Here is an 11835-nt window from a genome sequence, read left to right on the forward strand (position 1 = left end):
GAAGATGTTGACGTCACAGTCCTCCGCTCCGTCGAGTCTGGATCCCCAAGGATCGTTAGTCCTGCGGGATCCGCTTCCAACGGACGAGGCGCAGGTCCTTGCTGCTCAGTCAGAGCTCGCAGAGGACGGCTTCAATTTCACACTCCGCCGTGCCGACCAGACGTGGGAACAGTATCTCGACAAGGTTGAGAGGGACAGGGCCGGCATTAACCTTTCGCCAGGCCGCGTGCCCGCGACGATGCTGTTCGCGGCAATTGGCAATCAGATCGTGGGGCGGGTCCACATCCGGCATGAGCTAACCCCGGCACTGCTCGTAGAGGGCGGTCATATCGGCTACTGCGTGCGGCCGGCACACCGCCGCCGTGGCTATGCAACCGAGATGCTGCGCCAAGGGCTGCGGGTGGTTAAAAGCCTCGGCATCGAGCGGGCGCTAGTCACTTGCGACGACGACAATCAAGGATCGATCAGTACGATCGAGCGGTGTGGTGGCATCCTTGAAGACACCGTAGCAGCTGAAGGGTCTGCACCTAAGCGTCGATATTGGATCGATCTCAGATGAAGACTACGACTATGAACGTGAGCACGATGACTGAATAAATGGGCACGGAAACGAGGCGCGTTCTGTGTGCGTGTCCTGTCCCAGTCCTCGGCGTCTCGGAATCCATCATTTCCGTTCATTGGGCCCCCGCTCCACATAGGACCCGCTACAGATGATCCCATTCGCGTTGAAGGATCGACATGATTATTTGATCGTGAAAGGCTCCGTCATAGAACACCGCTTCACGTCGGCGTCCCTCTTCGACGAAACCGGCTTTTGAGTAAGCCCGAATTGCCCGGGTATTGAATGCCCAGGCCTGCAGCTCTATACGGTTGAGACCCATTTGCAGGAACCCGTACCGGATTGCAGTTTTAACGGCATCAGTACCATAACCTTGGCCGGTCTTTACTGGATCGAGGATGACACCTAGAGTTGCTGCCCGCTCGGGAATGGTAGCTCCATAGAGGGCCACATGACCGATAAAATCTTTGGTCTCTTGAATTTCGATACTGAATCCGACGCTTGCGGAGGTGGCGTTCGCGCTCCATTCCCGATAAAGCTCGGCGGCGCTGCCCTCAGGGCGTGGCCGGATAGTGGACTGTTGCAAGACTGCCCATTCCGGTGCAGACCACCACTGATCAAGCTTTTCAAGATCGCTCTCGTGGAGCCGACGGAACCGAACCCGGTCTCCTTCAAGAATTCCGGCACCATAAGCTGTCGCTTCCTCAACACTGGCAAACTGACTCATGCAACCATCATTGCGCATTCGCTAACTCGGGATCGGCGGCTTTCACACACTAGACCCGTCCCATTGACCGAATCGTTTCCTAGCACCCGCTGCTGTGCTCAAGTGCTTTCTGTCCGGGCCAGGGTGCCGGCCACCGCAGTGGTTACGGCAGATTCAGTGCCCGGTGAAGGTTGGTTCCGGGAGAGTATGCCACTGTGCGGATGCCGAGCGCTTGAGCGGTATCGATATTCAGGGCATTGTCATCGATGAAGATGCTGTCTTCTGCACGCGCATGTAGCTCGTCAAGGACATGCTTGAAGACCCGCCTGTCCGGCTTCGTCATGCCAAGCTGCCCACTAAAAAACGTTCTAGAAAAGTGTCTGGTCCACGGCGCTTCGGCAAGAAAGCGCCGTGACATCCCAGCAGGCATGTTCGACAGCAGGGCGAGGTTGGAACCCTTCTGCACCAAAGCCTCTAGAACAGACATTGTCTTGAGGTTCAGGTGGGACCACTGGGATGCGTCGAGGGATTCGAGAACTTCTGTGAACTGATCAGTGATTTGACGGCCAACTACTCTCGACCAGTATTCCAAGGGCTCTAGATCCCCCGCGTCGAATCGTTCGCGATTGGTCCAGTAAGCACTGTTCGGCACCTGCAAGTCGATGCCGGTTGCCTCCTGCAGTAAGTCCCAATCATCCGGTTCGGGTGCAGTCGAGATCACCATCCCGTAATCGAACAGGTACCACGTTCGGCTGTCATCCGGCTTAATCACAGCTTCAGCCTAGTCACAGAGTTCCCCCACTAAGGCTTATGAGCGGTAATGACTAGGCTGCCGTTACCCTTCGCGACTGGCTCACCCTCAAAGCCTCCGAATACGTCATCTACTACTAATCCTGCGTCGCTGAGCATGGCGCGCAGTTGCTCTTCTGAACGGAAGCGGAGGGTGTCACATCCGATATTCTCAGTGCCGTCAACGCCGACTTCGTGCGCACAAAATTCAACCAGGCCGTTCGCCTCGTCAACATGGGTGGTCTGGTACCAGTGCTGGCTTTGGCCTTCGGGGAGTTGAACAAGTTTGTGGCTGCGCTCTTTTGTCCATGCTTCCAAACCTCGTGCCTCGGGGTCACGGCTGTTGAAAGCAAGTCGGCCGCCTGGGACAAGATGTTCTGCGATATCGGCGAAAGACCGGGCTAACTCCGCGTCGTCGAGAATTTCCTGAGGAACATTCGCGCTCATGATTGCAACGTCGAACTCGCGACCCGGTCCAATCACTGTCGAGTCACCCTCAATCCATTCCACACGCCCGGCCTTCGGCTTCGCCCGCGCCGCTTCGAGCCGTGACCCATTAGGGTCCACACCTGTGACGTCGCACCCTGCCCGCGCGACCGCAAGAGTCACGCGTCCGGTGCCGCAGCCCAGGTCGAGCACCCGCGCAGCAGGGACCAACGTAACGAATTTCAGATAGAACTCGTCATCAACGCCCCAGGTATTGACGGCATCGTACAGATCGGAGGAATGGGAGTCAGCCACCGTGCCAGAGTACCGGGGCTCCGCTCCGATTAGCGCTCTCCTGCACCGCCTGACGTTAGCCGAATAGATTTGTGAGGTGGCGGCGCGAGGCTGTCAGCGGTAGATGGTGAGGTTCGAAAGTGAAGCTTACGGGAACTGTGCGCAGCTGCAGCGAGACTGCGACAAACCGGATCACGGCCAGCGACGCGACCTACGACGAGGCTCGCGAGGCCCTGGAGGCGAAGATCTGCGACAACGAGCACATCTGGTCACCCGACGACCGATTCATCTTTCAGCTCGCCCAGCCTGCCTGAAACTCAACCAGGCCGCAGGGCCGTCCCCGGGTAGTTATCCATGCGCATCTCGAATGCGTCACGATTTCGCCCGTATCCCTCGAGCGATAAGTCAATCAAAGATGCGTGGTGGACACCTCCAAGTCGGATACTCCGCGCCAGTAAGGCAACTAGGGAGACGGACTAAAGATATCGACCGTTTTTGAGGGGTTGGCGTTGAAGGATTCCGCCGCCTCCTGACCACATGTGCACGGCACAAGCTCCCCACGCTCCGCTGCTTGTCCCGCACACACCTGGACAGCAGGGAACCTAGCTGACCGCCTGCACACACCCACCACGTCACCGACACAGCTAAGCTCGCCTCGAGCGAGCGGCGGCTGTGCACAGCCTCCTATCGCCGTGCTGGCGTATGCAAGAGCTGACCCTTCACAGGACTAAATAGAACTACTAATGCCACCTGAGAACGAAGGGAGAGCTGGAGTCGATTGTGACCGCGGTGTCGGGCATCCACCTGTGGGCGAGTGGAGCCCGAAGGGTGGAGCTCAAAGTCGTCCACCTGTGGGGTGAGCTGCTAACCCGTCAAGCCGTCCCGGAAGATCCTCAACGCACTGCCCGCCGGCAAACGTTGCACGATGTGTAGACCCTCGCCCGCGTCTGTTGCGAAAGCCGTGAACGGACCCTAGAACAACGTGATCCGGCTCCGTTCTGCACAGTTGCGTTTGGGTGTACCCCAACGCAACACACCGTCCCTCGGACCTCCATACTCAAACGACTGCTGAGACCGCGTAAAGCTCCCGAATGCGCGCACCCAAGCTGCGTTGTGTCTCGTCGGTCATCGCCAACGCTCGGTTCATTGCTTTCTGTGCTTCTGCCGCTTCACTGTTGTACATAGCGGATGGTGTCAGCAAAGCATCCCGTGTTGCCTCCAGTTGTGCTCGGAGATTGTCATCGAGTACCAGTTCCAGCTCCGTGGCGAGTTGCACTTTTGCCTTCAAGAACTCTTCCTCAAGTTCTGGCCCGGTTTGATCGCCTGTCTGCCGGGAAGCATAAGACCCAACCACTTCAGCCACCTGCAAATCGATGAGATGAAATCTCATCGCAGCCCTGGCGAGCCGGTTCAATGACGCATAAGCGTTTTTCAGTACCGCCAGCTCGAACTCATCACGTCTGCCCTTTAGGCGTTCCTGTCGATCGTGAACCCGTGCAGCAGCCTCGCGGCGTGACTGAAGGTAGCTACGCAAAATTTCACTGCGGATAGCTACGGCGAAGCCGAGGAGAGGGAGGGTGATGGCTACCCACAGAGGCGTCGTATTCATACCAGCCCGGTCAAATGACTGGCCTAAGATACTGAGTCTCGAAATCAGCAACACCGCCGTAGTTGAGCAGATCGCGCGCCGCGTCACGAACCTGCTGAAGTAGGAGCTGGCCGTCCGTGCCGACTGTGAACATTGCATCGACCGGCTCAAAGTTGGAGATTATGTTGTGTGGTCCTGCTGTGGTGAACTGTCCGTGTTCGAATGTTCGGAGTGTCATGCTCAGCGTCCTACCTCGAATCAAGAATTTAGCCTGATAATCGCCTGTCAGGCCCAACGTCTGGGATGTCGCCTGAATCGCGTGTGCCAGCGTTGCTGGTGCTAATTGCGCATGGCGTTCCGTGTATGCAGAGCCTGGTCTGAGCTCGCCGGACGCATGCAGGATGTACCCCAGCGCGACCGTGCCATCGTCATGAATCTCGAAGATGCCCTCAGGGTTGGCCTCTGGGGCCCTAATTGTCCACTTACGGTAACCAGCTCTAGCCCTGCCATAAATTCGGCCTAGCCCTGGCCCGCGCTCAACCGTGAAACCGTTGTTCTGAATCCATTTCTGTGCGACGTCGTCTAATTTGGACTCTGAGATGCGACCGAGGTGACTTGGGCGCGTGGCAACAGGACGGGCGACCATCGCTATTTTGGTCTGGTCCATGTCAAACCGATTCACAAGCTCCTGCAGCAGCTCGGTCATTCTGCCTTCTCGGTCGCTTCTCGCTTGGAAGCGACTGCGATACGCAATCTCGATTTCGCGCTCCAACATGTAGTCTGTTTTGCTGCCGTTGCGCCGCGGTGCGCGGAATGTTCGATCAGCACGCAGGACTAGATGCGGACTATCAAGGCTCGCAGGGACCTCTAGGAGCACGACCAAGCGGTCGCCAGGGCCGAACGCAGTGAAGTTGAGCGTATAGAGGGGTGGTTGAACTAGACTGCCAACCCACGACCGCAGCGTTCGTTCCACCGCATCACCAAAGGCGCCCGCGCCGCTGATAGCCACCGCTTGGGCATCATGCTCTTCGATCCCGTAGATGATGACTCCGCCACCACTATTAGCCATCGCAGCGACATCCTTGGCGAACTCATCCTTGGTCGCGGCTATAGGCAGCTGGTACTTCCAGTCGAGGTCCGCTGATTCGGGCACGCTTGCCTGTACCGCAGCCTCAAAGTCGGGGTACTGAAGCGGTCGGTCATGTAAACCCAGCGCTCGATGAAGAGCGGTATACGGCACGGCGTGCCCCTCTCAGAAATTGGCGAAGATGCTCCCAGCTTAGTTCTGCGCATAACTGACCTCGTTGCCCCAGCCGCCAGGGCAGCGGAAATGTCATACCGCCCGAATAGAGTCCGAGAGTGCGCAACGAAAACCCTTCTGGCGGCCGTGAAATCTATGCGGTTGTCGGCTCACCGGACTCTCGCGTGTCTGTTCGCGCCCCAGAAGCACGCGATGAAGCCCGCCGCTTGAAGGGATCGAACACTTTCTACTGTTCTTCCGCTCTTGGAGGCTGCGGTGGAGAGCTAACCTTCGCTATAGGCGACGTAAACGTGCCCCACTTTCGGCATCAATCCGGTAGTAAATGCGCACTGATGCCGTCCGACACTCTGGGCGACCGCTACACACACCTAGCGATTCAAGAGGCTCTCAGGACCTGGATCGAAAACATGCCAGGTTTCCGGTGCCAACTGGAAGTGTCAATAGAATCTGGGCGCACCGATGTACTAGCTTCCGGCCCCTCCTTCGAAGTAGCCCTCGAAGTCCAGCGTTCCCAGATTTCCGCTCGCCATGTTGAGGAACGGACTGCCCGATACAGCCAACGAGCCAGTACCGTTCATTGGCGGCTCATCCCAATCGGGGGTGTAGGAGTTGGGGTCTGAAGCCGCCGGTCTCGAGCAGGCTTCGGGCGATGTAGTTGGTCAGGTTGCGGAACCCGAGTGCGGAGCCGCGCAGGTGTTCGAGCCGTCCGTTGAGCGCCTCGGTCGGCCCGTTGCTGGTGCCGGGTCGTTCGAAGTAGGCGAGCACGTCAGCGGCTCGCTTCTTCAGGGTCCGGCCCAGGGTGGTGAGCTCGGTGAGCACCTTGGGGACGCCGGCGCTGAGGTCGGTGATCAGCTTCTCCATGAGCTCGCGGCCACGTTGCCGGTCCTCGTGCCGATAGGCGGCGATCATGCGCTGGTAGACACCCCAGCTCGCCTCGACCTCGACGTGAGCGTCATCAACGAACAGCGCGCGTAGCCTGTCGCTCTGCTTGTCGGTGAGCAGGTCCGCGCCGGTGTGCAGCGTGCGCCGCGACTTGTAGAGCGGGTCGTCCCTGAACCCACGGTGCCCGTGGATCGCGAGTTGGACCCGGCGCCGGCACCTGTCGAGGGCGTCACCGGCCAGGCGCACGACGTGGAAGGGATCCATCACCGTGACCGCGTCCGGGATCTCCTCTGCAGCGGCGGTCTTAAACCCGGTGAAGCCGTCCATCGCGACCACCTCGACCGCGTCACGGAAGGCGTCGTCGCGGTCGGCGAGCCAGGTCTTGAACGCCGCCTTCGACCGGCCCTCGACCATGTCCAGCAGCCTTGCTGGGCCGGCGCCATCGCGGACCGGGGTGAGGTCGATGATCACGGTGACGTACTTGTCGCCACGCCTGGTGTGGCGCCAGACGTGCTCATCGACGCCAATGACCTTCACGCCCTCGAACCGCGTGGGGTCGTTGATCAGCAGCCGCTTGCCTTCAGCCAGGACCGCGTTGTTGGCGGTGTCCCACGCGACCCCGAGTCCCTCGGCGACACGTGCGACGGTGAGGTGTGCGACCACGATCCCTTCCAGCGCCCACCGCAGCCCGGTGCGCGAGAGCTTCGCGCGTGGCTCCGCCGCGGCGCTGGTGTCTTGGCGCCACACGTGTCCGCAGTCGGCACAGCGGTAGCGGCGCACTACAACTTCCAGCACGGTCGGTCGCCAGCCCAGCGGCTCGTGGGCCAACCGCCGGATCACGGTGTCACGAGCAGCGCCTTCGCTGCCGCACCGTCGGCACCACTGATCTGGTTCCACCACGCGGCACGCGAGGACCGCACGATCCGGTTCAAGTCGTTGTCCGGTCACGCTCAGACCGAGGCCGTCGAGTCGAGCGAAGGCGGTCAGGTCAGGGCGGCCGAATCCGGCCGGCGGGGTAGCGTCGGACACGTCGAGGTCTTTCGGATGGATGGCGTAGGAACCTCCGTCGTCGGGAGACCTCGACGTCTATCTGCGGACCGACGCGCCCGGCCGACCTACACCGTCATCTGAGAAGACCCAAAGCGGCTCATCCCAATCGGGGGTGTAGGAGTTGGGGTCTGAAGCCGCCGGTCTCGAGCAGGCTTCGGGCGATGTAGTTGGTCAGGTTGCGGAACCCGAGTGCGGAGCCGCGCAGGTGTTCGAGCCGTCCGTTGAGCGCCTCGGTCGGCCCGTTGCTGGTGCCGGGTCGTTCGAAGTAGGCGAGCACGTCAGCGGCTCGCTTCTTCAGGGTCCGGCCCAGGGTGGTGAGCTCGGTGAGCACCTTGGGGACGCCGGCGCTGAGGTCGGTGATCAGCTTCTCCATGAGCTCGCGGCCACGTTGCCGGTCCTCGTGCCGATAGGCGGCGATCATGCGCTGGTAGACACCCCAGCTCGCCTCGACCTCGACGTGAGCGTCATCAACGAACAGCGCGCGTAGCCTGTCGCTCTGCTTGTCGGTGAGCAGGTCCGCGCCGGTGTGCAGCGTGCGCCGCGACTTGTAGAGCGGGTCGTCCCTGAACCCACGGTGCCCGTGGATCGCGAGTTGGACCCGGCGCCGGCACCTGTCGAGGGCGTCACCGGCCAGGCGCACGACGTGGAAGGGATCCATCACCGTGACCGCGTCCGGGATCTCCTCTGCAGCGGCGGTCTTAAACCCGGTGAAGCCGTCCATCGCGACCACCTCGACCGCGTCACGGAAGGCGTCGTCGCGGTCGGCGAGCCAGGTCTTGAACGCCGCCTTCGACCGGCCCTCGACCATGTCCAGCAGCCTTGCTGGGCCGGCGCCATCGCGGACCGGGGTGAGGTCGATGATCACGGTGACGTACTTGTCGCCACGCCTGGTGTGGCGCCAGACGTGCTCATCGACGCCAATGACCTTCACGCCCTCGAACCGCGTGGGGTCGTTGATCAGCAGCCGCTTGCCTTCAGCCAGGACCGCGTTGTTGGCGGTGTCCCACGCGACCCCGAGTCCCTCGGCGACACGTGCGACGGTGAGGTGTGCGACCACGATCCCTTCCAGCGCCCACCGCAGCCCGGTGCGCGAGAGCTTCGCGCGTGGCTCCGCCGCGGCGCTGGTGTCTTGGCGCCACACGTGTCCGCAGTCGGCACAGCGGTAGCGGCGCACTACAACTTCCAGCACGGTCGGTCGCCAGCCCAGCGGCTCGTGGGCCAACCGCCGGATCACGGTGTCACGAGCAGCGCCTTCGCTGCCGCACCGTCGGCACCACTGATCTGGTTCCACCACGCGGCACGCGAGGACCGCACGATCCGGTTCAAGTCGTTGTCCGGTCACGCTCAGACCGAGGCCGTCGAGTCGAGCGAAGGCGGTCAGGTCAGGGCGGCCGAATCCGGCCGGCGGGGTAGCGTCGGACACGTCGAGGTCTTTCGGATGGATGGCGTAGGAACCTCCGTCGTCGGGAGACCTCGACGTCTATCTGCGGACCGACGCGCCCGGCCGACCTACACCGTCATCTGAGAAGACCCCTGAAACGTCTTCGCCGACGACGGGGCCGGCGAGGAGGAGGGCGCGGTGAGCTAAAAGAATGGAGCTTGCTCGGCTTCGACGCCGCCGCAAGCTCCGGTGAAACGGTCGGTACTGGTCGGTCGTCGTCAGTCACCACCGGATGGCGGCGTCCTCCACGCTCGGCGTTTGCGCAGGTCAGCGGCTCGTTCGCCCAGTGGGCGCATCAAGCGATAGACGCAAAGCCGACGTGATTAGGTCGTCCGTTCGATTGCGACAGGCGGCTCCGGCGAACCGTTCTGGTGGTCGCGCGATGCGCTGGCCTCACGGCTCTGCCCGACACCGACGTCGCTCTCCTCTGCGACGGACCCCTCGCCGGCTGAGCGCTCGCGGCCGGCATCCTGTCCGTGTGCCGATAGGCCTCGCACCGCTCGGCAACGCAGCGTGGCGTTGCGTCGCGACCTGGCGACGGCTCGGCGGGGCGCGATCGTCTCGTGCGTTGGCGGACTACGGGAGCTTGGACGCGAGGACGTCGGCCGCCAGGATCTCGGGTGCTGCGCCGAGGAGGTGCTGGTTGGCCATCAGGGCTGCGACGATGGCGCCGTTGGCGTGGGCGTCGCGAGCGGCTTCGTCGGGGAATGCATCGAAGATCCAGAAGGTGTCGGCGTGGGTCCTGACCGCGAACCAGACAATCGTTCCTACTTCTTCGTTGGCGAGTGCGACAGCGCCGGCGAGCAGATCGGCGACCGCGTCGTGCTGTCCATCGGCCGCGACGATCTTGGCGACGAAGGCATACGGAAGTGATGCGGGTGTGGACATGAGGGACTCTCCTTGACGTCGGGGTTCTTCGTGGGACGAGTCCAGCGTATGACGAGCGAGGGCCGGTGGGGAGTGGCGTATGCGGCAGTATTGCTATTGTTTACGTCATGCGTATCGGACTGATCGCGATCGACGGCTGCTTCGGTTCGGCTATCGCGTCGATCATCGACATCGTGCGGGTGGCCGACGGAGCCCGCGGCGATGTCGACCCGCGGATCGACCCGATCGAACTCGCCATCCTCGGACCGAAACGGCGAGTGACCACGACGGCATCGATGACCCTGTCGGTGGACCACCCGCTGTCGGAGTCCGGAGAGTTCGACGTGGTCGTCGTCCCTGCGCTTGGAACCCTTACGGCCGCCGCTACCAACGACGTCCTCCAGAGCCGAGATGCTCGTTCGGTCATCGCCTCGCTCGGGCGCCTCGACGAGGCGACCACCCGGATCGCCGCGGCGTGCACCGGCGTGTTCGCTGTCGCCGAGACCGGACGGATGCATCATCGGAGGGCGACGACCAGCTGGTTCCTGGGGCCGGAGTTCCTGAAGCGCTATCCGACCGTCGCCCTCGATCTCGACACCATGGTCGTGGTCGACGGGAACCTCGTCACCGCCGGCGCCGCGTTCGCCCACATCGACCTCGCGCTCTCACTCGTGCGATCGATCAGCCCCGACCTGGCCCAACATGTCGCCAAGCTCCTCATCATCGACGAGCGTCCGTCGCAGGCGGCCTTCGTCGCCTACGAACATCTCCGGCACGAGGACCCGATCGTCGTCGAGTTCGAACGCTTCGTGCGCGCCCGCCTGGACGAACCGTTCAACGTCGCCTTCGTCGCGCAGTCGCTCGGCACCAGCCGGCGCACCCTCGAACGACGAGTCCGTGCGGCGCTCAACCTCACTCCGCTCGGCTTCGTCCAACGGCTTCGCATCGAACGAGCTCGGCACCTCTCAGCAACCACGGACTTCACCTCCGCCGAGATCGCGCTACGGGTCGGCTACGCGAACGCCGAGACTCTGCGCTCCCTCCTGCGCAGGGAGCGACGCCGTTCCTGACCTATCGCCATGCCTGTAGCCGGTGTCCTAGCGCTCGACTGGAACCACCTCTCAGCACGTCGCGTCGACGCTCCTGCGTCGCCCCTGGACGACCCACTCGACACGCCCGCAGCACAGGTCATGTGACGTGTCCCGGCTTCCCGGACGGTCGGGGTTGGGTGGCTGTGATGTCGCTGCTTTCTCGTCGAGGGGGTCAGCAGACTCGATCAGGGTCGACTGGGATGAGACGCGAAGGCGGTCAGGTCAGGGCGGCCGAAGCCGGCCGGCGGGGTAGCGTCGGTCACGTCGAGGTCTTTCGGACGGATGGCGTAGGAACCTCCGTCGTCGGGAGACCTCGACGTCTATCTGCGGACCGACGCTCCCGGCCGACCTACACCCTCATCTGGGAAGAGCCCAATTAGTCACCCGCACCGAGAAGCAACCGTTCTGGGGTCAGCTAGGACAAGGACCTGCCGAAAGCGGGACCACATCAGATGGAACTCGACATCGTCGAATGCCGATAAGGGCCCAATATGTCAATTACCCTCTTGGGGCTGGCTGGTCCCGGCACGGATCCGTTCTAGCGGCCGCCAGCGTCGAAGGATGGGGTTTGCTTGAGGCGTAGCGACCCTCGCGTCTCTAGCCCATGATCGGTGCCTCGTGCGTTAGCGCTTTCCGTACTTGCGATGGACGGCCTGCTTGCTCACGCCCAGGCACAGGGCAATCGCTTCCCACGACAGTCCTCCCTGCCTGGCCGCGCGGACCAGGGACGCTTCAGTGCGTGAGACTTCCTTCTGCAACTCCGCAACGGCGTGCAGTGCGTCGGCGGGACCTTTCCCATCCATTGATGCCACCAGAGTTTTCATTCGATCCCCCTCCATGTGTCAACATTAGTTGACACATGGAGGGCCCGTCAACAGTTG

13 protein-coding genes are annotated in these 11835 nt (G+C 62.1%); 4 read left to right on the forward strand and 9 right to left on the reverse strand.

Features of this window, described 5'->3' with window-relative positions; all coding sequences use genetic code 11:
• The first annotated feature begins 4 nt into the window (after positions 1-4).
• Positions 5-559, forward strand: coding sequence for a GNAT family N-acetyltransferase (locus tag JOD47_RS07070; RefSeq protein ID WP_204533203.1), 555 nt, complete (start codon positions 5-7; stop codon positions 557-559).
• A gap of 145 nt (positions 560-704) precedes the next feature.
• Here the strand turns inward: JOD47_RS07070 and JOD47_RS07075 are convergent, their stop codons facing one another.
• From JOD47_RS07075 to JOD47_RS07085, 3 genes are all read right to left on the reverse strand, one after another.
• Positions 705-1286, reverse strand: coding sequence for a GNAT family N-acetyltransferase (locus JOD47_RS07075; RefSeq protein WP_239548038.1), 582 nt, complete (start codon positions 1284-1286; stop codon positions 705-707).
• Between the two features lie 142 nt (positions 1287-1428).
• Positions 1429-2037, reverse strand: coding sequence for an HAD family hydrolase (locus JOD47_RS07080; protein WP_307836220.1), 609 nt, complete (start codon positions 2035-2037; stop codon positions 1429-1431).
• 29 nt (positions 2038-2066) lie between these two features.
• Positions 2067-2795: a class I SAM-dependent methyltransferase gene (locus JOD47_RS07085; protein WP_204533205.1), complete on the reverse strand. Its 729-nt coding sequence runs from the start codon at positions 2793-2795 to the stop codon at positions 2067-2069.
• 119 nt (positions 2796-2914) lie between these two features.
• Here JOD47_RS07085 and JOD47_RS07090 point away from each other — a divergent pair, with 119 nt between their 5' ends.
• Entirely contained in the window at positions 2915-3088 is a 174-nt protein-coding gene (locus JOD47_RS07090) for a hypothetical protein (protein WP_204533206.1), read from the forward strand.
• Between the two features lie 743 nt (positions 3089-3831).
• On the opposite strand, the gene JOD47_RS07095 is transcribed toward JOD47_RS07090, so the two are convergent.
• The gene (locus JOD47_RS07095; RefSeq protein ID WP_204533207.1) at positions 3832-4383 is read right to left on the reverse strand and encodes a hypothetical protein; all 552 of its coding nucleotides are present in this window, start codon (positions 4381-4383) and stop codon (positions 3832-3834) included.
• Positions 4384-4393: 10 nt separating this feature from the next.
• Entirely contained in the window at positions 4394-5602 is a 1209-nt protein-coding gene (locus JOD47_RS07100) for an AlbA family DNA-binding domain-containing protein (RefSeq protein ID WP_204533209.1), read from the reverse strand.
• Between the two features lie 185 nt (positions 5603-5787).
• Between JOD47_RS07100 and JOD47_RS07105 the strand changes: the two genes are divergently transcribed.
• Positions 5788-6243 carry a competence protein CoiA family protein gene (locus tag JOD47_RS07105; protein ID WP_307836392.1) on the forward strand — a complete coding sequence of 152 codons (456 nt, stop codon included), beginning with the start codon at positions 5788-5790 and terminating at the stop codon, positions 6241-6243.
• Here JOD47_RS07105 and JOD47_RS07110 read toward each other — a convergent pair.
• From JOD47_RS07110 to JOD47_RS07120, 3 genes are all read right to left on the reverse strand, one after another.
• Positions 6209-7534 (reverse strand): ISL3-like element ISPfr2 family transposase, encoded by a 1326-nt coding sequence (locus tag JOD47_RS07110; RefSeq protein WP_204533213.1) that lies wholly within the window; start codon positions 7532-7534, stop codon positions 6209-6211. The two genes, JOD47_RS07105 and JOD47_RS07110, sit on opposite strands and share 35 nt — an antisense overlap.
• Before the next feature lie 118 nt (positions 7535-7652).
• Positions 7653-8978, reverse strand: coding sequence for an ISL3-like element ISPfr2 family transposase (locus tag JOD47_RS07115; RefSeq protein ID WP_204533213.1), 1326 nt, complete (start codon positions 8976-8978; stop codon positions 7653-7655).
• A 594-nt stretch (positions 8979-9572) separates the two neighbouring features.
• A complete protein-coding gene (locus JOD47_RS07120) occupies positions 9573-9884 on the reverse strand; it encodes a putative quinol monooxygenase (protein ID WP_033107114.1) in 312 nt (103 codons plus the stop codon).
• A gap of 107 nt (positions 9885-9991) precedes the next feature.
• On the opposite strand from JOD47_RS07120, the gene JOD47_RS07125 reads away from it, so the two are divergent.
• Positions 9992-10933, forward strand: a complete 942-nt coding sequence (locus JOD47_RS07125) for a GlxA family transcriptional regulator (protein ID WP_053548963.1) — start codon at positions 9992-9994, stop codon at positions 10931-10933.
• Between the two features lie 644 nt (positions 10934-11577).
• On the opposite strand, the gene JOD47_RS07130 is transcribed toward JOD47_RS07125, so the two are convergent.
• Entirely contained in the window at positions 11578-11793 is a 216-nt protein-coding gene (locus JOD47_RS07130) for a death domain-containing protein (protein ID WP_204533214.1), read from the reverse strand.
• Positions 11794-11835: the final 42 nt, after the last annotated feature.

The sequence above is a fragment of the Arthrobacter tumbae genome (assembly GCF_016907495.1).
In the GTDB taxonomy this organism is placed as follows: Bacteria; Actinomycetota; Actinomycetes; order Actinomycetales; family Micrococcaceae; genus Arthrobacter_D; species Arthrobacter_D tumbae.